Source organism: Streptomyces sp. SLBN-118 (assembly GCF_006715635.1).
Lineage (GTDB): Bacteria > Actinomycetota > Actinomycetes > Streptomycetales > Streptomycetaceae > Streptomyces.
The window spans coordinates 2,763,163-2,787,060 of the sequence record NZ_VFNP01000002.1 but is presented as its reverse complement, the minus strand read 5'-3'; the positions used below and the strand labels follow the sequence as shown (position 1 = coordinate 2,787,060).

Genomic DNA, 23,898 nt, shown 5'->3' with positions numbered 1-23,898 from the left:
CTGAGCCGCTCCCGACCTCTGCGCCCCGCCGTTCGCTCGCCCGAAGCGGCGGGGCGCAGTCTCGCTGTTCACGGGAAGTCCACCCGGGCGGGGCCCGGACCGGCCTACGGTGGCGCCATGCGTCTGCGAACCGTACTCGCCACCGTCACCGCCGGCCTGGCCGTCGCCACCTGCCTCGGCGCCGCCGCTCCCGCCGACTCCCGTCCTCGGCCCGGCACTTGCTCGCCCCGGGTGAGCATCGACAGTTACTCCGACGCGCTCGACAAGACCGAGTTCCATGGCAGCTTCGTCGGCAACTTCTCCGCCCTCGCCGTCGACACGGACGGCGGCATGGCCGCGGTCTCGGACCGCTCGGAGCTGTTCGGCCTCGACCGCACGAGTCTTGTGCCCAAAAGCGTTGTGCATCTCGCCGACGAGAAGGGGGCGCAGCTCGACTCCGAGGGGCTCGCCGTCGAGCGGGACGGCACCCGGCTCATCAGCTCCGAGACCGAGCCGTCCATCCGCCGCTACAGCCGCGAGGGCGCGATACTCGGCTCCCTCCCCGTGCCCGGGGCGCTGCGCGTCGCCCCCGCCGGGCGGGCCACGCGGAATCTCACCTTCGAGGGGCTGACGCTGGGGCCCGGCGGCCGGACCCTCGTCGCCGCCATGGAGGGGCCGATCGCCGGTGACGGGGCCGGGATCGTGCGGCTGCAGACCTGGCGGCGGCACAGCCCGAATCAGGACTTCCGGCTCGACGAGCAGTACGCCTACCGTGCCGACACCGGTCTCGGGATCAGCGAGACCACCGCCACCGGGGACGGCCGCCTGCTCGTGCTGGAGCGAGGCTTCACGGCGGGCGTCGGCAACACCGTCCGGCTCTATCTCGCCGACCTGCGCCATGCCGCCGACGTCAGCGGGACCGAGTACGTGACGGGGCAGGACGGGATCCGGCTCGTACGCAAGACGCTGCTCGCGGACCTCGCCGACTGCCCCTCCCTCGGCGCCCCGGCCAAGCAGCCCCAGCGCAATCCGCTGCTCGACAACATCGAGGCCATGGCGGTCACTTGGCGAGGACCCGGTGGGCGGCTCCAGCTCCTGCTGGCCAGTGACGACAACCAGAATTCCGCTCAAATCACCCGTTTCTACCGGCTTTCGGTCTGTCTTCCGCCGGCCTGAGCCGGGCACTGAGACGTAACTCATACAACCTTTCCGCCAGTCGTGAGTCATGTGTGGCGGGTGCACCGGAGAGGCGCACCCGCGACAGCACCAGGAGACAGGGATCCATGACTCACCACCCCATATCGCGGCGCGCGCGGGCGGCCGCCGCCGTCGCGGCCGCGGGCCTGTTCGTGCCCCTGGCCGCGGGCGCCGCGCCCGCGGCCGCCGCGACGCCGCAGGTCGCCTGCACCTCCAAGACCGCGGGGCTCGCCGCAAAGCTGACCGCCGACATCACCGCCGCGCTCTCGGGCCGTGCGTCGACGACCGCGGTGCTTCTCAACGACCGGGTCAGCAAGACCAGTTGTGTTCTGCGCCCGGACCAGAAGTACGACTCGGCCAGCGTGGTGAAGGCGACCGTGCTCGGGGCCCTGCTGCTGGACGCCCAGCGGCAGAAGCGCGGTTTCACCCAGCGCGAGTTCACGCTTGCCTCCGACATGATCACCAAGTCGGACAACACCGCCACCAGCGCCCTGTGGAAGCAGCTCGGCCTGACGAAGATCAAGAGCTTCCTCACGGCCGCCGGGATGACCCAGACGGTCCCCGGCACCGGTGGTTACTGGGGCCTCACCCAGATCACCGCCCGTGACGAGCAGAAGCTGCTCGCGCTGCTGACCGTGCCGAACACCGTGCTCTTGGACGGCAACCGCTCCTACGCCCTCAAGCTGATGAGCAAGGTCATCGCCTCCCAGCGCTGGGGCACCCCGGCCGGAGCCCCCGCCGATGTCACGGTCCAGGTCAAGAACGGCTGGCTGTCCCGGGCCACCCACGGCTGGCGCGTCCACAGCATCGGCGCCTTCACCGGCAACGGCCACGACTACACGATCACCGTCCTGACGTGGGACAACGCGACCATGGACTACGGGGTCACCACCATCCAGGCCGTTGCCCGCGCCATCCACAAGGACCTCAACCCGGCCACCGCCCGCTCGGCCGGGGTCGTCGCTCCGCCCGCCGTTCCGCAGGAGGCCCTGCCGGCCACCCCGGAGACCGCCGCGAGGGACGCGATTCAAGCCACCCGCTGAGCCGGACGCTTGTTGCGGCGGGATGAAATCCGCTGCTCGCCGCGTTGGTGCTTTCCGGTAGACCAGAACACGATTTCAGAACTGGATCGGGCGACCGGGAGGCATCACGTGGCGGCGGCAGACCAAGGCTGGGCACGGAGGCTCGCCGGTTACGCCTGGCGTTACCGGCGCAATGTGGTGCTCGCGCTCGGCTCGTCGCTGGCGGGTATGGCCGTCATGGCGCTCGTCCCGCTGATCACCAAGGTCGTCATCGACGACGTGATCGGCGAGGGGGCGGGATCGGTCGCCGTCTGGACCGGTCTGCTGATAGCCGCCGCCCTCGTCATCTACGCCCTCACCTATGTACGCCGCTACTACGGCGGACGCCTCGCCCTCGACGTCCAGCACGATCTGCGGACCGAGATGTACGGGACGATCACCCGTCTGGACGGCCGCCGTCAGGACGAACTCTCCACCGGCCAGGTCGTCGGCCGCGCCACCAGCGACCTCCAGCTCATCCAGGGCCTGCTCTTCATGCTCCCGATGACCATCGGGAACATCCTGCTCTTCCTGATCTCCCTGGTGATCATGGCGTGGCTGTCGCTGACGCTCACCCTGGTGGCCCTGGCCGTCGCCCCCGCCCTCTGGTACATAGCCAAGCGCAGCCGCGTCCGGCTGCACCCCGCCACCTGGTACGCCCAGAGCCAGGCCGCGGCCGTCGCGGGCGTCGTCGACGGCGCCGTCTCCGGCGTACGCGTGGTCAAGGGCTTCGGCCAGGAGGACCAGGAGACCGGCAAGCTGCGCGAGGTCGGCCGCAAGCTCTTCGCGGGACGGCTGCGGACCATCAGGCTGAACGCCGTGTACACCCCCGCGCTGCAGGCCGTCCCCGCGCTCGGACAGGTCGCGATGCTGGCGCTCGGCGGCTGGCTGGCCACCCGGGGCCAGATCACCCTCGGCACGTTTGTCGCTTTCTCGACCTATCTGGCGCAACTCGTCGGCCCGGTCCGGATGCTCGCCGTGGTGCTGACCGTCGGACAGCAGGCCCGTGCCGGTGTCGAACGCGTACTGGAGCTCATCGACACCGAGCCGACGATGCAGGACGGCACCAAACAACTCCCCGCCCACGCGCCCGCGACGGTCGAGTTCGACGACGTGACCTTCGGATACGACGAGCAGCGCCCCGTCCTGGACGGCTTCTCGCTGGAGATACGGCCGGGCGAGACCGTCGCCGTCGTCGGCTCCTCCGGCAGCGGCAAGTCCACGGTCTCGCTGCTCCTGCCCCGCTTCTACGACGTGACGCACGGCGCCGTCCTGGTCGGCGGTCACGACGTGCGCGAGCTGACCCTGGATTCCCTGCGCGCCGCCATCGGCCTGGTGCCGGAGGACAGCTTCCTCTTCTCCGACACCGTGCGGAGGAACATCGCGTACGGAAAGCCGGACGCCTCCCAGGAAGAGATCGAGACCGCCGCCCGCGCCGCCCAGGCCGACCGCTTCATCGCCGAGCTGCCCGAGGGCTACGACACCAAGGTCGGCGAACACGGCCTCACCCTCTCCGGCGGCCAGCGCCAGCGCATCGCGCTCGCCCGCGCGATCCTCACCGACCCCAGGCTGCTGCTCCTGGACGACGCCACCTCGGCCGTCGACGCCCGTGTCGAGCACGAGATCCACGAGGCGCTGCGCAGCGTCATGGCCGGCCGGACCACCCTGCTGATCGCCCACCGCCGCTCCACCCTCGGTCTCGCCGACCGGATCGCGGTCCTCGACGGCGGACGCCTCGCCGACATCGGTACGCACGAGGAGCTGACCCGGCGCTCGGCCCTGTACCGGCGGCTGCTGACCGACCCGGACGGACTCGGCGGCGTATCGCCGGGACACACCCCGCCGCCCGCCGCGGAACCGGAAGAGGACCACACCGTACGGGACGAGCTGGAAGCCGAGTTCGACGTCGAGCGCGGCATCACGCCCCGCCTGTGGGAGCGCGGTGAAAGGGACCGGGAGTCGGCGGCACCCGGTGCCACCCCCGAGCTGCTCGCCCAGGTCGAGGCGCTGCCCCCGGCGACCGACACCCCCCGGATCGACGAGGCGCGTGCCGTACGTCCCGAGCAGACCTACGGCCTGCGCCGACTGCTGCGCGGCTTCGGCCTGCCCCTGCTGATCAGCCTGCTGCTGGTGGCGACCGACGCGGGCATGGGCCTGCTGCTGCCCGTGATGATCCGGCACGGAATCGACGAGGGCGTCGAACAGCTGGCGCTCGGCGCGGTGTGGGCGGCGTCCCTGCTGGCGCTGGCGAGTGTGATCGTGCAGTGGCTGGCCCAGATCGGCGAGACCCGGATGACCGGGCGCACCGGCGAGCGCGTGCTGTACTCCCTGCGCCTGAAGATCTTCGCGCAGCTCCAGCGGCTCGGACTCGACTACTACGAGCGCGAGCTGACCGGCCGGATCATGACCCGGATGACGACGGACGTGGACGCCCTGTCCACGTTCCTGCAGACGGGCCTGGTCACCGCATTCGTCTCGGTGGTCACCTTCTTCGGCATCATGGTCGTCCTGCTGGTCATCGACCTTCAGCTGGCGCTGGTCGTCTTCGCGACCCTGCCGGTGCTGATCGTCGGCACGTACTTCTTCCGCAAGAAGAGCGTCAAGGCCTACGAACTGGCCCGTGAACGCATCAGTGTCGTCAACGCCGACCTCCAGGAGTCCGTGTCCGGGCTGAGGATCGTGCAGGCGTTCCGGCGCGAGCGCGACGGCGCGGACAGGTTCGCCGGCCGCAGCGACAGCTACCGCCGGGCCCGGGTGCGCGGCCAGTGGCTGATCTCGGTCTACTTCCCCTTCGTTCAGCTGCTGTCCTCGGTGGCCGTGGCGGCCGTGCTGATCGTCGGCTCGGGCCGGGTCGAGGCGGGCACTCTCACCACCGGCGCGCTGGTCGCCTACCTCCTCTACATCGACCTGTTCTTCGCGCCCGTGCAGCAGCTCTCGCAGGTCTTCGACGGATACCAGCAGGCGACGGTGTCGCTGGGCCGTATCCAGGAGCTCCTCCAGGAGCCGACGTCGACCGCCACATCGAAGGCGCCTCTCGACGTGCGCTCGCTGAGCGGCGAGATCGCCTTCGAGAACGTCGACTTCGCCTACGGGGACGACGAGGCGGCCCTGAACTCGATCGACCTGCGCATACCGGCCGGCCAGACCGTCGCCTTCGTCGGCGAGACCGGCGCGGGCAAGTCGACACTCGTCAAGCTGGTCGCGCGGTTCTACGACCCGACCGGCGGCCGGGTCACCGCCGACGGCACCGATCTGCGCGAGCTGGATCTGACGGCCTACCGTCACCGGCTCGGCGTCGTCCCCCAGGAGGCGTACCTCTTCGAGGGGAACGTCCGGGACGCCATCGCCTACGGCCGCCCCGGAGCGAGCGACGCCGAAGTGGAGGCGGCGGCCCGCGCGGTCGGCGCCCACGACATGATCGCCACCCTCGACGGCGGCTACCTGCACGAGGTCTCCGAGCGCGGCCGCAACCTCTCTGCGGGCCAGCGCCAGCTGATCGCGCTCGCCCGAGCCGAGCTCGTGGACCCGGACATCCTGCTGCTCGACGAGGCGACCGCCGCCCTGGACCTGGCCACCGAGGCCCAGGTCAACCAGGCCACGGACCGGCTGACGGGCCGCCGCACCACGCTGGTCGTCGCCCACCGCCTGACCACGGCGGCCCGGGCGGACCGGGTGGTCGTGATGGACGGCGGAAAGGTCGTCGAGGACGGTACGCACGACGAACTCCTCGCCCTGGGCGGGCGCTACGCCACGCTCTGGCGCACCTTCATCGGGGAGGACGAGCCCGCCGCGGTATGACGGATCGCCGGATATCGCAACCGTAGGAAGCCCCGCTGCGTCGTACGCATGTACGGGGCCGTGACAAAGGGGTGCGAGCGTGTTCGGTGAGGCGGGGAACAAACGACTGGGGCGACGGCGGCTGCTCGCGCAGGGTGTCGCCGTGTTCATGGCAGCAGGAGTGCTCACACTGGCCGGACCCGGCGCGTCAAACGCCGAAGCCGTCGCCTCCACGTGCAGCGGCCGACCGCTGAAGACCGTCAAGTTCGCCACCGGTGAGCTGCGGGTCTACAAGAACCGGCAGTACGCCTGCGCCATGACCGTGGCGAGGAAGCCCGGCGTGCGGCGGGTCATGTCCATCTCGCTCCAGGCACGCGGCGGCCGGGCCGCCGTCGACGAGGGCCATTTCATCCGCCAGGCGGGCCCCGTCACGGTCCACGCGCTCAACCGCTGTGTCCGGGTCACCGGTTCGATCGCGGGCATCTCGCGTTCGACCGGCTGGATCCTGTGCTGACTTCGCCCTCCGTATGACACCTGGTCAGACCGGCCGATCCCAACTGGGGCTGGCGGGGCGGGTGTTGCCCCCGCTAGGTTCACCGCGACCACAGGTGAACCAAGGGGAGGGTGAATGCGCAAGGCGCTCAGATGGCTGCTGTCGCTCGTGGTGCTCATTGGCACCATGAGTGCGGCCGGTGCGACGGCGAGTGCGGCTACCGCCGCGGAGCCGACAGCCGGGACGGACATCAAGGACCGGATCCTCGCGATCGAGGGCATGAGTCTCATCGAGGAGAAGCCGTACCCGGGTTACCGGTACTTCGTCCTCAACTACACGCAGCCGGTCGATCACCGGCACCCCGACAAGGGCACGTTCAAGCAGCGGATCACCCTGCTGCACAAGGACACCAGCCGCCCCACCGTCTTCTTCACCTCCGGCTACAACGTGAGCACCACGCCACGCCGCAGTGAGCCGACGGCGATCATCGACGGCAACCAGGTCTCCCTGGAGTATCGGTTCTTCACCCCGTCCAGGCCCGACCCGGCGAACTGGTCGAAGCTGGACATCTGGCAGGCCGCCAGCGACCAGCACCGGGTCTTCACGGCGCTGAAGAAGATCTACACCAAGAAGTGGCTCGCCACCGGCGCCTCCAAGGGCGGCATGACGGCCACCTACTTCGAGCGCTACTACCCGCGGGACATGGACGGCGTCGTCGCGTACGTCGCGCCCAACGACGTGGTGAACAAGGAGGACTCGGCCTACGACCGGTTCTTCGAGAAGGTCGGCACCAAGGAGTGCCGCGACAAGCTGAACGCGGTCCAGCGCGAGGCCCTGGTGCGGCGCGAGCCGCTGGAGGCCAAGTACCAGGCGTACGCGACCGCCGAGGGTTACACCTTCAAGACCGTCGGCAGCCTCGACAAGGCGTACGAGGCGGTCGTCCTCGACTATGTCTGGGCCTTCTGGCAGTACAGCCTGCTGGCCGACTGCGGATCGATCCCGGTCGCCGCGACCGCCGGCGACCAGGAGATCTACGACAGCATCGACGCGATCTCCGGCTTCTCCGCCTACACCGACCAGGGCCTGGAGACGTACACCCCGTACTACTACCAGGCAGGCACCGAGCTGGGCTCGCCCGACATCAAGCAGCCGCACCTCAGTGGCCTGACCCGGTACGGGTACCAGCCGCCTCGGAACTTCGTGCCGCGTGACATCCCGATGCGCTTCAAGCCGTGGGTCATGCGCGACGTGGACACCTGGGTGCGGCACAACGCCAACCAGATGCTGTTCGTCTACGGCGAGAACGACCCGTGGGGCTCGGAGCAGTTCCGGCCGGGCAGCGGCACCCGCGACAGCCATGTGTACGTCGCTCCGGGTGCCAACCACGGCGCCAACGTGGCCCGTCTGGTGCCCGACCAGAAGGCGGCCGCCACTGCCGCGATCCTGAAGTGGGCGGGCGTCGCCCCGGCCGCCGTCCAGCAGGACGAGGCGAAGGCGAAGCCGCTGACCACGTACGACGCGAAGCTCGACAAGCGCGACATCGAGCGGGAACCGGCCCTGCGGCCGTAACGCACTGCTGAGTGGGCTGTGCCCGCCGCCGAGGGATCCTCACAGGCGACGGGCGCAGCCCACCGGCTTGTCGCCTCTTTCCGGTGGTCAGTCGTACGACAGGCCGTAGCCGATGGGATACAGCACCTGAAGCGGATCGTCCGCGCGCTGCACCGGCACCGGAAGCTTCCCCTCCGGGTCGGCGTGGCCCGCGATCACCCGGGCCGCCGCGCGCAGTTCGACATCGGTCCAGCAGTACGTGGCGAGTGCCGCCCCTACGCCGGTGAGCTGGGCGACGTCGTACGGATTGCGGATGGCGACGGCGACCACGGGCACACCGGTCGCGGCGAGCCGGGCCACCAGCGTCCGCTGCGGGCTCGCCGCCGTGACGTTGTAGGTGCAGACGATCACCGCGTCCTTGCCGCCCACCGCCAGGGCCGCCTCTTCGATCTTCGCGGCCGTCGGCGTGATCCCGGTGGACAATGCGGTCGCGGCGAAGCCCAGTTCGGTCAGCGCCTGCGCCAGTACGGAGGTCGGCGGGCCGGTCGTCCCGGTGGGCGAGGCCGGATCGGCCCCGACCACCAGGAGACTGCGCCGGCTGCGCCTGTCCAGCGGCAGCAGCCCGTCCTCGTTGACCAGCAGGGTCGTGGTCCCCTCGGCGATCCGGTCGGCCGCCGCGAGATGCGCGCGGGCGCCGACGGTGCGCTCCACGTCGCGCCGGGAGACGAACGGGTCGCGGAACAGGCCCAGTTTCTCCTTCAGGAGCAGGATGCGCAGGATCGATTCGTCGAGGCGGGCCACGGTGAGCTCGCCGCTCTTGACCGCATTGAGGACGCCGTTCCAGGCGACGGCCAGGTCCGGCGGGTTGAGCAGCTGGTCCACGCCCGCCTTCAGCGCGAGCACCGGCACCCTGCTGTCGCCGTACTTGTCGCGCACGCCCTGCATATTGAGCGCGTCGGTGACCACCACACCGTCGTAACCCAGTTCCTCGCGCAGGATGCCGGTGAGGATGGGGCGTGAGAGCGTGGCCGGGTCGTTGCTCGGGTCCAGCGCGGGGAACTGGATGTGCGCCGTCATGATCGAGTCGATCCCGGCGGCGATCGCCGCCCGGAACGGCGGGGCGTCGGTCTCCTCCCACTGCGCGCGGGTGTGGGTGATGACGGGGATGCCCGTGTGACTGTCGACGGTGGTGTCGCCGTGCCCCGGGAAGTGCTTCGACGTCGCGGCGATGCCCGCGCTCTGATAGCCCTTCACCTGAGCGGCGACCAGGCCGGCCACCGCATCGGGGTCGGCACCGAAGGAGCGGACGCCGATGACCGGGTTGGCGGGATTGACGTTGACGTCGGCAACGGGGGCGTAGTTCTGGCGGATACCCATCGCGGCCAGCTCGGCCCCGGCGATCCGCCCCGCCGTACGGGCGGCGGAACGGGAGCCGCCCGCGCCCAGGGCCATCGCACCCGGCATCAGGGTGGCGGGTCTGCCCACGCGGGCCACGATGCCGTGCTCCTGGTCGGTGGAGATCAGCAGCGGTACGGGAGTGGACTGCGCGAGTCCGGCTCGCTGGATGCCGTTGGACAGGTCGGCGATCTGGTACGGGTCACGGGTGTTGTGCGCCCAGGAGAAGTAGATGATGCCGCCGACGTGGTACGCCGCGACCAGCTCCGCGGCCGAGCGGACGCCCATCTCCTTGAGGTTCAGCTCCATGTCGGCCTGGTCGGGGGTGGTCGCGGAGTGCCCGTACACCCGCATCACGAAGAGCTGGCCGACCTTCTCCTCCAGGCTCATCCGGGAGATCAGCCGCTTGAGGCGGTCGCGGTGCGAGGGGAGGGCGAGTGCGGGGGAGGCGCCGACGACGGCGCCCGCCGCCACAGCGGTCGCGGCGGTCGCGGTGAGGAGGGTGCGTCGGGTGAGGCTCCGGTCGTGCATGGGGCTCCTTCCGGCCTTGCTCGACAAGGGAGTTGAAGGAAACTTCCAAGGACACACGGATAGCCCGAAAATTACTGCCAGGTCAAGAGCGTGGCAAGACAAAGGACGGCGCGGCGCGCGGAAGGTCACCGGGACGGGGGCCGCCTGGGGGCGGCGTCCGGGGCGCGCCCACCCCGGACGCCGCCCTCACCCCCCTGCCCTCAACCCTCCGCCCACCGCGCCCGCAGCACCCCCACCGTCTCCGTGATCGCCGGCCTCCGCGCCGCCCCCGCGCGCCACAGCGCGTACAGCCGCCGCATCGGCACGGGATCCAGGCCCACCGCGACCACCCCTGCCGGCAGCGTGCCCCGGCCGAGTCGCGGGATCAGCGCGATGCCCAGTCCGGCCGCGACCAGCGCGAGCTGGGTGTGGTACTCCTCGGCCCGGTGCGCGAGATCGGGCTCGCACCCGGCCGCGCGCAGCGTACGCACCAGCCAGTCGTGGCACACGGTGCCCGGCGGCTGGCAGATCCACCGCTGCCCCGCCAGATCCTCGCGGCGTACGGACGCGTGCGCTGCCAGCGTATGCGCCTCCGGTACCAGCAGGTCGCAGGGGTCGTCGCCGATGACGGCCTGCTCCACCGTTCCTAATCAGTGAGCAGGAGTGAGTCTTGGACCCATGCCTGGTCACTGCGGACATCCCGAACGGTTTTGGATGTCCTGGTCGCCCGCGTACTCGCCGCGTCCGGCAGCACGGATCGTGTCCGTGGTCCGGGGATGCGGGGGCGGGGTCCCTCACGCCCGGGGGCACGCCGGTCGGCCTGGACGGTCCGATGCCCGTGCACATCGCTCTGGTATGCACGGGGCGGTGTCGTCCGTCGCCGGATCGGGTGCCCCTGGGCGCGTCGTCCGATCGCGATGCTCGCCGCATCGTGCCGGGTGGTCTTACGGGTGGGGCCGGCCATCGGCTTTTGCCAGTGCTGGGCGCCCCACTTGCTGGTGTAGGCGGGGTCCACGGTGGTGATCGCGATACCTGTGGCGTCGGCCATGGAGGTCAGCCGGGCGCGGAGCCTGCCGGTCGGCATGCCGGAGATGAGCTGCCGGAATCGGCGCTTGCGTCCGTGCTTCTCTCTGGTTTTCTCGGCCTGGAAGTCGAGGTCTTCGACCGCGATGGCCTTGACGCCGCAGCTCTTGGCCCAGTTCAGCAGCCGGGTGAGGGCGTGCCGTACTTGGGCGTCGCGGTGCTGGGCGTTGCCGGACAGGTCGTAGGAGAAGCGGCGCGGCCGGCCCATCGGGTTGCCGTGAGTGTCCAAGCGCCATGCGGCGAGGTGGTCGGCGTTGGTGTCCACGCCGATCACGCCATCGGCGAGGGCGGCTTGGAGTGGGATGGTCTTGGCGGGTGGGATCTGCCAGGAGGCGTCCATGTACCAGCGCCCGCGCCCCGTGTCGTAGTGGATGCGGTAGGCCACGGCCCGGTTGGCCTCCACGCGGTCGGCCCACTCCTGCCCCCGGTGAGGGAAGCGTACCTGCGCAGTGAGTACGTACCGGCCGTGCTTGGCGTTCGCCAGGTCGGCGAGCGGGGCCGGGATCTTGATCGATACTTCGCCGTGGGGCGTGATGCGGATCGTCTCGTTGCCGAACCTTTTCCCCGACTCGCCGTCCGCCTGGAGGAACCAGCGCTCGGCTTCCCACCGCCGGCGCCACTGGGTCTCGGTGAGCTGCGCCGTGTCGAGGTTGTGGCGGGTTCCCAGCAGACGTTTACCGCCACGCACGACATGCACCCGGCCCGCTTCCCGGTCGGCCCGAACCTGTTCGAGGCGGTCCTCCAGTACATGCAGGCGGCGTGTTTTGTGGAACCACTCGTGCGCGGAGCGGTAGCCGCCCGGAGCCCGCTTGGTGCCTTTCTGTCCGACCGGCAGCGACAGCCGGTGACGGATCGTCGTGATACCGGCTTCGAGGGACTGCACGTGTGCGGCCTGGCCGCGCAGGGCGAGCGCCCACTGGTCATGCGTGGCCTTCGTGATCGACCCGGCCCACCTGGACGACGACTCGGCCGTCAGGTCCCTCTTACGGGCCGCCCATGACTCGGTGGAGTGCTCCGGGCCGTCCATGCAACGCGCTTTGAGGTCCTTCGAGGCGAGCGAGCCCAGGTGCACCCCCACCAAGCGCAGTCTTCTCATCCTCGGGCGTGAGGTCCTTCAGCCGGGTACGTACCGCCACACCGGACGGGCCGAGAGCGACGAACGGCGCGGCGATCGGGCGGAGGTCAGCCACGCCTGGCGGCCTCCAGTGCCTTGCGGGCGCGGTTCTTCGCCGACCTGCGCCCGTACAGGCGGGCGCAGAACGAGGTCAGTACCTCCACCATGTCCCGCACCAGGTCGTCTTCGACCTCGCCGTCGTCCAGGACCAGCAGGCGACGGCCCGTCGCGGACAAAGCGGCCTCGACAAGCTCGACGTTCATCCGGCCGAGCCTGTCCTTGTGCTCCACCACCACGCAGGTCACGTGCGGGTCGGCCAGCAGACGCCGGGCCTTGGAACGGCAGCCGTTCATCCCGGAAGCGATCTCCGCCTCGACACGAACAACTCGGTGACCGGCCTTCGCTGCCCACGCGCAGAGCCGAGCGACCTGGCGTTCCAGATCGGTCTTCTGATCGTGCGAGGACACACGGGCATACAGGCCCAGCCCGCCGATGGCCTCGGACGTGGTGTTCGCGTCGATGTTCACCAGGACCGTGCGTGGCCCGACCCGCTGAGCCGGTACCGGCAACGTCCCCTCACGGAACCAGCGATACGCGGTCTGCGGATGCACGCCCTGCGTCTTCGCCCATTCCGTCAGATTCACGCTCCGACAACGACACTCACCCATACATGGTTACGCTCACTTACCCGACTTCGAGGACCAGCAGGTGGAGACCCCTCGGGCGCGGGCAGCGGCGCAATGTCCCAGTCGTGTGCCACGGCCACGTCGAGCATGCCGCGGGCGACCAGGTCTACGGACAGATGCGGGTCGACCTCGGTCATCCGGACGTCGAGCCCGGGATGCCTGCGGCCCAGTTCGGCGAGGACCCCGGGCAGCAGACCACGCGCCGCCGTGGCGAAGGCGCCGATCGTGAGCCGCCCCGTCGGCTGCCCCCGCCGCTCCTCCAGCGTGGTCTCGGCGCGCTCGACAATGGCGAGCAACTCCTGTGCGGTGGCGGCCAGGTGACGCGCCTCCTCGGTGAGCGCGACGCCCCGCCCCCGGCGCTCCAGCAGAGTCGTACGCGTCTCCCGCTCCAGCTTGGTGATCTGCTGCGAGACGGCGGACGGGGTGTACCCGAGCGCGACGGCCGCCGCGGCGACGGACCCGTGGACCGAGACGGCGTGCAGATCCAGGCGGTCTTCACGGCTCTGTTCGCGGCCGTCGTCCTCCACGAACGTCCTGGCAGGGTACGGATTCTGGGGATGGCCATCGCTCTGTGCGGCATCGCTCTCGCGGCGGTCGACGAGGGAACCTCGGGTCCCGTCCTCGCCTTCCTGCTCCTCATCGCGGCCGCGGCCTGCTGGGGCGTGTCCAATGTGCTGACCCGCAAGGCGTCCCCGCCGGACGCCCTGAACTTCATGATCTGGGTCTCCACCGTCCCCGTGCTGCCGCTGTTCGCGCTCTCCCTGCTCCTCGAAGGCCCCAGGGCCGATGCGGACGCGCTGCGCTCCCTGGACTGGAGCGGTGCCTGCACGATCGTCTACGTCGCCTGGGGCGCGACGGTATTCGGCTTCGGCGCCTGGGGTTTTCTGCTGCGCCGCTATCCCGCGTCCGCGGTCGCCCCCTTCTCGCTCCTCGTCCCGGTCTTCGGCATGTCGTCCGCGGCGCTGCTGCTCGGCGAGTCGGTGAGCCCGCTGCGCTGGGGCGCGGCGGTGCTGCTGGTCGGCGGCGTCGCGCTCACCTCACTGTCGCGAGCAGGCGCTCCAGGTGCTCCCGTCCCGGCACCAGCAGTCCCGGCAGATCGGCTGCTTCCGGATGCCAGCGCTTCTCGTACTCCCAGCACAGCCACGTCTCCTCGGTGAGCGTGGCCAGACACTCGGCGAGCGGCAGTACGCCCGCGCCGAGCGGCAATGGCGCGAGGTCGTCGGCCGACGCGACGTCCTTGACCTGGACGTAGCCGAGGAAGGGAGCCAGCGCGGCATGCGCTGCGGCGGGGGTCTCGCCGTCGAGCCAGGGATGCACCACGTCCCAGATCGCGCCGACGTGCTTGTGGCCGACCGTGCCCAGGATGCGCGAGACACCGGCGCCGGTGCGGTGGGAGTCGTGGGTCTCCAGCAGGATCCGTACGCCGAGTTCGGCCGCGGTCTCCGCGGCGGTCCCGAGCCGGCGGGCGGCGGTGGCCTCCGCCTCGTCCGTGTCCTGGTCGCCGGCACCGGCAAAGACGCGTACATACGGGGCGCCCAAGTCCTTGGCCAGCCACATCAGTTCGTCGAGCTCCTTGTACACCGGAGCGTCGTCACCGGCGGCCGCGACACCCGTGTACCCGCACACCGTGAGAAGGTCCACGCCCGCCCGCTCGAACTCGGCGACCACGGCGGCCCGCTCCGGCATGCTGATCCCCGGATGCACCGGCTCCTCGGGATGCGCGCGCAACTCGACCCCCTGATAACCGGTCTCCACGGCGAGCGCGACCACGTCGGGGACCGGCATGCCCGGCACACCGAGGGTGGAGAAGGCGAACTTCACGAGATGCTTCCTTCCAGCAGGGGCAGCCGCCAGTCCTGGCCGACCAGATCGGCTCCGTACGAACGGTGCGGCTTCTCGGCGACGAGGGTGAACCCGGCCCGCTGATAGATCCGGCGGGCACCGGCCAGTACGTCATTGGTCCACAGCACCAGATCTCGATACCCCACATCGCGAGCGAAATCCACGACGGTACGCACCAGCAGGTCGCCGAGCCCATGCCCGCGGGCATCCGGCTCGACGAGCAGCAGCCGCAGCCGCGCGGTCGCCGGGGCGTCGTCCCGTACGCACATGACCGACCCCACCGGCCGCCCGTCCAGCTCTGCGATCCACACCCGCTCAAGATGCGGATCGTGGTCCTGGGCGAAGTCCGCGACGATCCGGGCGACGAGCCCCTCGAAGTCGGCGTTCCAGCCGTACTCGGCGGCGTACAGCGCACCATGACGCTGAACGATCCACCCCAGATCCCCGGGTCCGGGCTCCCGCAGCACGGGACCCTCACGGTGGGCCGGCCGCCCCCGCCCGAGGATGTCGCGCACGGTCCGCATCGCCCCGACGAGCCGCGGCCGCTCGTCGGCGGCCACATTGGCCAGCAGCGCCCCCACGGCTTCCCGCGACCGCTCGTCGAGCAGCGCGGCGGCCTCGCGCCCCCGCTCGGTGAGCGTGATCCGCTGCCGCCGCGAATCCACCTCGGACGGCGCCCGCCCGACCAGCCCGTCCCGCTCGAACTTGGCGAGCAGCCTGCTCAAGTATCCGGCGTCGAGGGAGAGTTCGGCCCGCAGATCGGCGGCGTCCGTACGGGGGCTGTGAGCGATCTCGTACAGGACGCGGGACTCGGTGAGGGTGTACGGGGTGTAGAGGTGCTTGCTGTAGTCGAGCGCGCCGATGAGGTTGGTGTAAAAGCGGTTGAAGGCGCGGATTTCCTGGATGGCCATGGGCTGCTCCGGGCCGGTTACTCGGCCGATCTCTGACCGTACCTTTGACTGAGTCAACGCTACGACGCGGCCCGGGCCCCGGCAAGAGGGCGGGCCTGGCTGACGGATGGAGCTCCACCTCCGGAAGCACGACGATGGTTGATTCTTCACATCACCTCCTCGCGCACCGGTTGTGAGCGCTACGGTACTTTTCGTAGCGCCGAGTGCGAGCTACGTCACAGATCGACACGTTGCCGCTGCTCGGGCCTGCCCTGAGGCGGCTGTACGTCTGGGGGACTGCATGCGCGAAATGGCCAAGGGATCCAACGTCGGCCTGGCAGCCCTGAGCGATGACACAGGATCGGTGGTCGTGAGCCTGCGTTGGAGCAGCGCAGCGGGGGACGGCGACGCCGATGTCTCGGTACTGATGTTGGACGGCAATGGCAAGGTGCGCAGCGACGCCGACTTCTTCTTCTACAACAACCCGGCCGCGGCCGACGGCAGCGTGCAACTGCTGGGCAAGACGCCGACCGACAGCGGCAGCGAGGACCGCATCAGCCTCGATCTGACTGCCGTGCCCGAGGACGTTGAACGCATTGTCGTGGCGGCCAGTCAGTACGGCGGTTCCTGCTTCGGTGAACTCGACGACCTGCGGGTAGTGCTCGCTGATGGCAGCGGTCAGGCTCTGCTCGGATTCTCCATCACCGATGCTGGCGTCGAGAGCGCATTCATCTTCGGTGAGCTCTACCGGCGGGGCGAGGAGTGGAAGTTCCGGGCCGTCGGTCAGGGCTACGAGACCGGTCTGGCGGGTCTTGCCACGGACTTTGGTATCGACATCGATGAGGAGAGTGATGACGAGAGCGCAGACGACGCCGTAGCGGCGGCCGCGGTGGAGCACGTACCGAAGGCCGATGAGATGCGGCCACCAGCCGACCTTCCGGTGGCGGCGATCCCCGCCCAGGCCGCATGCGAGGCGCAGCCCTTCGGCGTGGAGCCCACGACAAAACGCGCGCGTGGCCCTCGTACCGCGAAAAAGAAGGTCACACTGCCCAAGGCGGTCAAGAAGTCCCTCGCCGAGAACGACGCGTGGCGGCCTGCCCGGCTCTTCCCGGCGCCCTCGCTCAAGAGCGACAAGGAGCGCGAGCTGCGGGCCACTTCCGTTCTCCTCTCGGTGATGGCCGAAGTGCCCGAGTTGGGGCGAAGGCTCACCGCCGCCTTCGGCGCACCGGCCGGAAGGATGCAGACCTTCACCGAGGTCACGCTCCCGCACGGCGATACCCCCAAGCGTCCGGACGGCGTGATCCGTGTGGAGCGCGCGGGCAAGCTGTGGACAGCTCTGGTCGAGACGAAGACCAATGGAAACCCGCTCAAGCCGGAGCAGGTCCAGAGCTACATGGACATCGCCGCCCGTCGCGGCTACGAGGCTGTCATCACGCTGTCCAACGACGTTGCTCTGGAAGGCAGTCCGCTGGTGGACGTCAAGACCGACGGGCGCCGCAGAAACAAAGTCGTCCTGTGGCACTTGTCCTGGGCCGAGGTGGCCCACCAGGCGCAGATGCTGATCCGTCACGAGGGTGTCGGCAATGCCGCCCACGCTTGGCTCCTGCAGGAATTGCTGCACTATCTCCAGCACGAGAACTCCGGCTGCCACGGATTTCAGAACATGGGACCGGCCTGGGTGCCGGTACGCAACGGCATCGACACGGAAACTCTCTGCCAGGGCGACCCGCGTGCCGTGGAGGTCGTCGAGAGCTGGGAACGGCTCATCCGCCAGGTCTGCCTGCGCCTGGGCGGCGAGCTCGGCCAGAAAGCCCTGCCGGTACAGCGAGCCAAGCGCGGCACTGACCCGCAGTCCCGGCGTGCCGTACTCGCCGATCGCCTCTGCGACGAAGGCCGCCTGGCCGCTGAGCTGCGCATCGACGGAACGCCGGGGGTCCTCGGGATCACGGCCGACCTGCGGACAGCCAGACTTCGCACCTCCATCGAAATCCAGGCTCCGGAAGGGAGTTATCCCCTGACCTCGGCCAAGCGCCTGCTCCGACTACTCGCCGAGGCACCGGCGGACCTCCATGTCGAGACCCTCGTCGAGGGCGGCAGCGGTCCGCGCGGCACTCTGGAACGGCTGCGTCCTGAACCGGCCGACATACTGCCCAAGGACGGCGCTCGGATAACCGGCTTCCGGCTGTCATTGTTCAAGGGCATGGGCGCCACTCGCGGCAGCGCCGAATCCGGATTCATCCGCAGCGTCGACGAGTCTGTGGACCGGTTCTACGCGAGCGTCGTCGCTCAGCTGACGCCGTTGGAACGACGCTCAGGGAGCCGATCACAAGCCACCGACCGGGCTTCCGTCGGCTGATCCCGGGTTGCGGGAGTGGTAGGACGCCTCAGGCGTCGAAGTCGTACTCGAGGATGTAGGCGGAGGCGTCCAGGACCATGTCGTTCACCTCGACCGCGCGGCCTTCCTGCGCGTAGGCCGTGCGGCAGATGAGGACGACCGGTTTACCCGCTGTCAGGCCGAGCCCGTCTGATTCCTCTGCGGTGGGCATGCGGGATCGGACTTCCTCACGGAATCGGACCGGCTTGGAGCCGATCTCGTCGAGCCGGGCGTAGATGCCTCCGGGCCCCGTGTCCGTACGGGTGATCGCAGTGCCCGCCACGAGCTCGGCGTCCAGGTAGGAGGTGGCCAGCAGGACCGGCCTGCCGTCGAGTACGAACCGTCGGCGCCGTACGCACGCCTGCGCGCCCTCGGCGAGGCCCAGAATGCGCGCTATTGCCTCCGGCGCGTCCTCCTCGGTCACCGAGATCAGATCGACTGCCAGATCCCGGCCTTCAGTGTCGGCTGCCCAGACTGACCGGCCTTCGCCCCACAGCGCAGGTGAGAGCCGCTGGACGCCACAGCGTCGGATCGGCCTGAACTCCCGCACGAAGACCCCGGCCCCCTTGCGCGCCTCGGCCAGCCCCTCCGACTGGAGTACGCCGAGTGCCTGCCTGGCCGTCATGCGGGCGACCTCGTAGGTGCCCATCAGGTCGTTCTCGCCGGGCAGCCGATCACCGGGACCGTACTCGCCCGCCTCGATCGCGGCCTTAAGCTCGGCGGCGATGCGCTGATATTTGGGCTGTCGGCCGGCGCCCTGGCTACCCATGGACAGTCCTCCCTGATCATCTCTAGACATCCTAGGCGCCTCCTCCTGCCCATCACTCGCCGCCCCTTTGGCATGCGCGAGCAGCCGTGGACATCTCTAGAGAACTCTTGACTGCCGCAGGCGCTCCGCGCTTCACTAGACATCTCTAGAGATGTTCATTCCATGCGTTGCGACCATACGGAGGCTCCCGTGCCGACCACCCACACCGTCGAAGTCGGCTGGCAACTCCCGAGGAGCCCACGCAGTGCCGGGCGTGCGCGGGCGCTGCTTCGGAAGCAGCTCGCCATGTGGGAGGTCGAGCATGAAGTGGCCGACACCGCCGAGCTGTTGCTCTCGGAACTGGTCGCCAACTCCATCCGGCACGCCCGCACTCCGGCCGGTCGCCACATCGGGGTGCGGCTCGCTCGCTATGACGGGATGCTGGGCGTCGAGGTCGCCGACGCCAACCACCGCCGCCCGGAGCCTCGTTCGGCCGCTGTCGACGACGAAGGCGGCCGTGGCCTCGTCCTCGTCGTCGCTCTGGCGGAACGCTGGGGCTGCTGCCCGCGACGCCACGGCATTGGCAAGTCTGTCTGGGCGGAACTGAAGATGGGGTGACCGGGCCCCGCGCGAGTGTCACGTCAGGGCGTGCCGAACCGCCTGCCATCACCCCTTCCGGGGCGGCGCCGTCGACGCCCGTGCCATCAGCTCCGCCCCGATCGTCGCGATGCCGCCCGGCGGCGGTGTCTCCTTGCCCATGGCCAGGCGGCCCGCCCGTTCGCCCGCCTCGTACAGCGGCAGCCGGACCGTCGTCAGCGCCGGTGCCGCGTCGATCGAGAAGGGGAGGTCGTCGAAGCCCGCCACCGAGATGTCCTCGGGGATGCGCAGGCCCTGGTCGCGCAGGGCCGCGCAGGCGCCCAGGGCAACGGTGTCGTTGGCGGCCACGACGGCCGTCAAACCGGGGTCGCGGTACAGCAGTTCGAGGGTCGCGTCGTATCCGGAGCGGCGGGCGTACGGGCCGTGGAGCGTGAGCCGGTCCTGGTCGCCGTCGATGCCTGCCGCGGCCAGCGCCGCCCGGTGGCCCTCCAGTCGGTGCCGGGTCGTCGTGCGCTCGGTCGGCCCCGCCACATAGCCGATCCTGCGGTGTCCGAGCGCGACCAGGTGCTCGGTGAGCCGCCGCCCGCCGCCCCGGTTGTCGAAGGCGAGCGCGGCGACGTACGCCTCGCTGCCCGGCAGCGGCGGACGGCCGCAGAGCACGATCCGCGTGCCGGTGTCCACGAGCTTGGCCAGTTTCGTCGTCATCGCCGCGACGTGGTCCGGGTCCTCCAGGGCGCCGCCCGTCAGGACGACCGCAGCGGCGCGCTGGCGCTGGAGGAGGGTGAGATAGGTGAGTTCGCGCTCGGGGGAGCCGCCGGTGTTGCAGATGACGGCCAGCTTCTCGCCTCCCGCGCGCCCCGAGCCCTCCTGCCCGCCGATCTCGGTCTGGGCGGCTCCGGCCATGATCCCGAAGAAGGGGTCGGCGATGTCGTTGACGAGGATGCCGACCAGATCCGAGGTGGCTGCCGCGAGGGAGCTCGCGGGCCCGTTCAGGACGTAGTCGAGATCGTCGACCGCACGCAGCACCCGTTCCCGCGTTGACGCCGCGACCGGGTAATTGCCGTTGAGTACACGGGAGACGGTGGCCGGGGACACCCGGGCGCGCGCTGCCACATCCGCCAGCGTGACACTCATCTTTCCTCCGCGGGAGATGGGGCGGGGCCCTTGTCCGGGCCGCTGTCGGCAGGCTAGCGTCATACCGTCCAGAAAGCGCTTTCTGTCATGGGCGTCGAGGGAGTACGACCGTGTAGAGGGAACCGGAGGTGCCGAAGGAAACGGCAGGCGTCGAGGGCGCGGGGAGGCCACTTCGTGACACGCAGGACCGTACGGATCGCCATGAACGGCGTCACGGGGCGGATGGGCTACCGCCAGCACCTGGTGCGCTCCCTCCTCGCGATCCGCGAGCAGGGCGGCCTCGACCTCGGCGACGGCGACGTCCTGTGGCCCGAGCCCGTCCTCGTCGGTCGCCGCGAGCACGCGCTGCGTGAGATCGCCGGACGCCACGGCCTCACCCATGTCGCCACCGACCTCGGCGCCGTACTCGCCGACGACAGCATCGACATCTATTTCGACGCCCAGGTCACCTCCGCCCGCGTCTCCGCGATCAGGCAGGCCGTCGCCGCGGGCAAGCACATCTACACCGAGAAGCCGACCGCGACCGATCTCGCGGGCGCGCTGGAACTGGCCCGTCTGGCGGACGCCGCCGGCATCAAGCACGGCGTCGTCCAGGACAAGATCTTCCTGCCGGGCCTGCTGAAGCTGAAGCGCCTCGTCGACGGCGGCTTCTTCGGCCGGATCCTGTCCGTACGCGGGGAGTTCGGCTACTGGGTCTTCGAGGGCGACTGGCAGGAGGCGCAGCGCCCGAGCTGGAACTACCGCGCCGAGGACGGCGGCGGCATCGTCGTGGACATGTTCCCGCACTGGGAGTACGTACTGCACGAGCTGTTCGGCAGGGTCACCGGCGTGACGGCGCATGCCGCCACACACATTCCGCGGCGCTGGGACGAACGCGGCAAGCAGTACGACGCGACCGCCGACGACTCCGCGTACGGCATCTTCCAGCTGGAGGGCGGTGCCGTCGCTCAGATCAACTCCTCGTGGGCGGTACGGGTGATGCGCGACGAACTCGTCGAATTCCAGGTCGACGGCACGCACGGTTCGGCCGTCGCGGGCCTGCGCCGCTGCCGCGCGCAGCATCGATCCGCGACTCCGAAGCCCGTCTGGAACCCGGATCTGCCCGCGACGGAGTCCTTCCGCGACCAGTGGCAGGAGGTGCCGGACAACGGGGAGTTCGAGAACGGCTTCAAGGCGCAGTGGGAGCTGTTCCTTCGCCATGTCGCGCTTGACGAGCCGTACCACTGGGACCTGTTGGCGGGCGCGCGCGGCGCGCAGCTCGCCGAGCTCGGCCTGAAGTCGTCGGCGGAGGGCCGCCGCTTCGAGGTGCCGGAGCTGTCGCTGTGACGATCAGGCTCCCCCAGGGGGTGTACGAGCCCCGAACCGCGCCGGTGGTGTTCGCGGGGGGCGCTGCGCCCACCTCCCGTACGGTCTTCGCGGCGGCGCATGTCGTGGCCGACCCGTACGCCGATGTCTCGCCGGACTCGCCCGCCGCCGTCGACTGGGACGCCACGCTCGCCTTCCGCCGCCATCTGTGGTCGCACGGCCTCGGCGTCGCGGAGGCCATGGACACCGCGCAGCGCGGCATGGGTCTCGACTGGGCGGGCGCGGCGGAGCTGATCCGGCGCTCGGCGGCCGAGGCCAGGGCGGTGGGCGGCCGGATCGCCTGCGGGGTCGGCACCGACCAACTGACCGGCTGCCAGGCTGATCTGCCCGCAGTCCGTACGGCCTACGAGGAGCAGCTCGCGCTCGTCGAGGAGACCGGCTCGCAGGCGATCCTGATGGCGTCGCGGGCGCTGGCGGCCGCGGCCGGGACGCCGGACGACTACGTGGCCCTGTACACCCACCTGCTGCGCCAGGCCGCCGAGCCGGTGATCCTGCACTGGCTGGGCCCGATGTTCGACCCGGCGCTGGAGGGGTATTGGGGCTCGTCCGGCCTGGGCACGGCGACGGAGACGTTCCTGGAGGTCGTAGCGGCGCACCCCGACAAGGTCGACGGCATCAAGGTCTCGCTGCTCGACCCGCAGCGCGAGATCGACCTGCGACGGCGGCTGCCGGAGGGTGTCCGGTGCTACACCGGCGACGACTTCAACTACCCCGAGCTGATCGCGGGCGACGAGCGAGGCTTCAGCCACGCGCTGCTGGGGATCTTCGATCCGCTGGGCCCTCTGGCGGCGCAGGCGGTACGGGTCCTCGACACCGGCGACGCCGACGGCTTCCGCAAGCTTCTCGACCCGACCGTGGGGCTGTCCCGTCATCTGTTCCAGCCGCCGACGCGCTTCTACAAGACCGGTGTGGTGCTGCTGGCCTGGCTGGCAGGGCACCAGTCGCACTTCACGATGGTGGGCGGCCTGCAGTCGGCGCGCTCGCTTCCGCACCTGTGCCGGGCGTACGAACTGGCTGACGGACTTGGACTGTTCCCGGATCCCGGGCTGGCCGAGCACCGTGTGAAGTCCCTGCTGACGATGTACGGAGCCGACTGGTGACGACGCGCCTGAACCGCTTCAGCATCAACCAGATGACCGTCAAACAGCTGCCCCTGCCCGAACTCACCAAGGCGTGCGGCGCCCTGGGCATCGGCGGGGTCGGCCTCTGGCGCGAACCGGTCCAGGCGTACGGAGTCGACGCGGCCGCCCAGCTCGTACGGGACGCGGGGCTCACGGTCACCAGCCTGTGCCGCGGCGGTTTCCTCACCGCGACCGACCCGGCGGAAAGGGCCCGCGCCCTGGCCGACAACCACACGGCGATCGACGAGGCGGCGGCACTCGGCACGGACACCCTGATCCTGGTCTCGGGCGGCCTCCCACCGGGCAGCCGGGACCTGCCGGCGGCACGGTCGCGCATCGCGGACGCCCTGTCGGTCCTGGCTCCCTACGCGGGGGAGCGGGGCGTGCGGCTGGCGATCGAGCCGCTGCACCCGATGTTCGCGTCGGATCGCTGCGTGGTCTCCACGCTGACCCAGGCCCTGGACCTGGCGGAACACTTCCCGTCGGACCAGGTGGGCGTGGTGGTGGACACGTACCACACATGGTGGGACGACACGGCCCCGCTGGCCGTGGCCCGCGCGGGCACGTCCGGCCGCATCCACGGCTTCCAACTGGCGGACTGGGTCACCCCGTTGCCGGCCGGGGTCCTGAACGGCAGGGGCCGGCTGGGCGACGGGGTGGTGGACCTGCGCGCGTGGCGGGAGCGGGTGGAAGCGGCGGGGTACGGGGGGCCGATCGAAGTGGAGCTGTTCAACGAGGGGTTGTGGGCGCGGGACGGGGTGGAGGTGCTGCGGGAGACGGTGGCGCGGTACGTGGAGTACGTGGCGTAGGGGACAGTCCCTGGGAGCGGGTCCGGGCGCGCTGGGGAGCGGCCGCGGCGAGGCCGCCGGGCCCGCGGGCTGCCGGCGTCCCGGCATACGCTCCGGTCCACCCCGCACGCGCGATGCTGCCGCTCGGGGGGTTGTACCCCCTGGGCGGGCGCCACGGCTGCCGCCTGCCGGTACA

The 23,898-nt window shown here is 70.3% G+C and carries 16 protein-coding genes and 4 pseudogenes; 11 read left to right on the top strand and 9 right to left on the bottom strand.

Annotated elements, in window-relative coordinates:
• Nucleotides 1-117: 117 nt before the first annotated feature.
• From FBY35_RS31045 to FBY35_RS31025, 5 genes are all read left to right on the top strand, one after another.
• Entirely contained in the window at nucleotides 118-1,155 is a 1,038-nt protein-coding gene (locus tag FBY35_RS31045) for an esterase-like activity of phytase family protein (RefSeq protein WP_142217253.1), read from the top strand.
• Nucleotides 1,156-1,262: 107 nt separating this feature from the next.
• Nucleotides 1,263-2,219 (top strand): serine hydrolase, encoded by a 957-nt coding sequence (locus FBY35_RS31040; RefSeq protein WP_142217252.1) that lies wholly within the window; start codon nucleotides 1,263-1,265, stop codon nucleotides 2,217-2,219.
• 108 nt (nucleotides 2,220-2,327) lie between these two features.
• Entirely contained in the window at nucleotides 2,328-6,035 is a 3,708-nt protein-coding gene (locus FBY35_RS31035) for an ABC transporter ATP-binding protein (protein ID WP_142217251.1), read from the top strand.
• 79 nt (nucleotides 6,036-6,114) lie between these two features.
• A complete protein-coding gene (locus FBY35_RS31030; RefSeq protein WP_399209180.1) occupies nucleotides 6,115-6,528 on the top strand; it encodes a hypothetical protein in 414 nt (137 codons plus the stop codon).
• Nucleotides 6,529-6,642: 114 nt separating this feature from the next.
• Complete coding sequence (locus tag FBY35_RS31025) at nucleotides 6,643-8,076, top strand: S28 family serine protease (protein ID WP_142217250.1); 1,434 nt, start codon at nucleotides 6,643-6,645, stop codon at nucleotides 8,074-8,076.
• An 87-nt stretch (nucleotides 8,077-8,163) separates the two neighbouring features.
• Here FBY35_RS31025 and FBY35_RS31020 read toward each other — a convergent pair whose 3' ends face one another.
• The 5 genes and pseudogenes from FBY35_RS31020 to FBY35_RS31000 form a co-directional block, all read right to left on the bottom strand.
• Nucleotides 8,164-9,981, bottom strand: a complete 1,818-nt coding sequence (locus FBY35_RS31020; RefSeq protein ID WP_142217249.1) for a glycoside hydrolase family 3 protein — start codon at nucleotides 9,979-9,981, stop codon at nucleotides 8,164-8,166.
• 200 nt (nucleotides 9,982-10,181) lie between these two features.
• A pseudogene (locus FBY35_RS31015) lies at nucleotides 10,182-10,601 on the bottom strand (LysR substrate-binding domain-containing protein); the annotation flags it as partial.
• A 5-nt stretch (nucleotides 10,602-10,606) separates the two neighbouring features.
• Nucleotides 10,607-12,233, bottom strand: a pseudogene (locus FBY35_RS31010) (IS200/IS605 family accessory protein TnpB-related protein).
• Nucleotides 12,226-12,801 carry an IS607 family transposase gene (locus FBY35_RS31005; RefSeq protein WP_142213218.1) on the bottom strand — a complete coding sequence of 192 codons (576 nt, stop codon included), beginning with the start codon at nucleotides 12,799-12,801 and terminating at the stop codon, nucleotides 12,226-12,228. Before FBY35_RS31005 ends, FBY35_RS31010 begins: the two are co-directional and overlap by 8 nt.
• Nucleotides 12,802-12,872: 71 nt before the next feature.
• Nucleotides 12,873-13,331: pseudogene (locus FBY35_RS31000) on the bottom strand (LysR family transcriptional regulator); the annotation flags it as partial.
• Here FBY35_RS31000 and FBY35_RS30995 point away from each other — a divergent pair.
• Nucleotides 13,320-13,925: pseudogene (locus FBY35_RS30995) on the top strand (EamA family transporter); the annotation flags it as partial. The pseudogenes FBY35_RS31000 and FBY35_RS30995 sit on opposite strands and share 12 nt — an antisense overlap.
• On the opposite strand, the gene FBY35_RS30990 reads toward FBY35_RS30995, so the two are convergent.
• Nucleotides 13,876-14,664, bottom strand: a complete 789-nt coding sequence (locus tag FBY35_RS30990; protein ID WP_260848869.1) for a sugar phosphate isomerase/epimerase — start codon at nucleotides 14,662-14,664, stop codon at nucleotides 13,876-13,878. The pseudogene FBY35_RS30995 and the gene FBY35_RS30990 overlap by 50 nt on opposite strands.
• Nucleotides 14,661-15,596, bottom strand: a complete 936-nt coding sequence (locus FBY35_RS30985) for a helix-turn-helix domain-containing GNAT family N-acetyltransferase (RefSeq protein WP_142217248.1) — start codon at nucleotides 15,594-15,596, stop codon at nucleotides 14,661-14,663. Before FBY35_RS30985 ends, FBY35_RS30990 begins: the two co-directional genes overlap by 4 nt.
• Nucleotides 15,597-15,885: 289 nt before the next feature.
• Here FBY35_RS30985 and FBY35_RS30980 point away from each other — a divergent pair, with 289 nt between their 5' ends.
• Nucleotides 15,886-17,931 (top strand): TerD family protein, encoded by a 2,046-nt coding sequence (locus FBY35_RS30980; RefSeq protein ID WP_186357110.1) that lies wholly within the window; start codon nucleotides 15,886-15,888, stop codon nucleotides 17,929-17,931.
• Nucleotides 17,932-17,959: 28 nt separating this feature from the next.
• Here FBY35_RS30980 and FBY35_RS30975 read toward each other — a convergent pair whose 3' ends face one another.
• Nucleotides 17,960-18,718, bottom strand: coding sequence for a GntR family transcriptional regulator (locus FBY35_RS30975; RefSeq protein WP_142217246.1), 759 nt, complete (start codon nucleotides 18,716-18,718; stop codon nucleotides 17,960-17,962).
• Nucleotides 18,719-18,907: 189 nt separating this feature from the next.
• Here FBY35_RS30975 and FBY35_RS30970 point away from each other — a divergent pair, with 189 nt between their 5' ends.
• Entirely contained in the window at nucleotides 18,908-19,315 is a 408-nt protein-coding gene (locus FBY35_RS30970) for an ATP-binding protein (RefSeq protein WP_260848868.1), read from the top strand.
• A gap of 48 nt (nucleotides 19,316-19,363) precedes the next feature.
• Here FBY35_RS30970 and FBY35_RS30965 read toward each other — a convergent pair whose 3' ends face one another.
• Entirely contained in the window at nucleotides 19,364-20,428 is a 1,065-nt protein-coding gene (locus FBY35_RS30965) for a LacI family DNA-binding transcriptional regulator (RefSeq protein WP_142217244.1), read from the bottom strand.
• Between the two features lie 174 nt (nucleotides 20,429-20,602).
• On the opposite strand from FBY35_RS30965, the gene FBY35_RS30960 reads away from it, so the two are divergent.
• The 3 genes from FBY35_RS30960 to FBY35_RS30950 are packed head-to-tail and all read left to right on the top strand — an operon-like array spanning nucleotide 20,603 to nucleotide 23,723.
• Nucleotides 20,603-21,754 carry a Gfo/Idh/MocA family protein gene (locus tag FBY35_RS30960; protein ID WP_142217243.1) on the top strand — a complete coding sequence of 384 codons (1,152 nt, stop codon included), beginning with the start codon at nucleotides 20,603-20,605 and terminating at the stop codon, nucleotides 21,752-21,754.
• Complete coding sequence (locus FBY35_RS30955) at nucleotides 21,751-22,893, top strand: dihydrodipicolinate synthase family protein (RefSeq protein ID WP_142217242.1); 1,143 nt, start codon at nucleotides 21,751-21,753, stop codon at nucleotides 22,891-22,893. Before FBY35_RS30960 ends, FBY35_RS30955 begins: the two co-directional genes overlap by 4 nt.
• A 32-nt stretch (nucleotides 22,894-22,925) precedes the next feature.
• A complete protein-coding gene (locus FBY35_RS30950) occupies nucleotides 22,926-23,723 on the top strand; it encodes a sugar phosphate isomerase/epimerase (protein WP_142218259.1) in 798 nt (265 codons plus the stop codon).
• Nucleotides 23,724-23,898 lie beyond the last annotated feature (175 nt).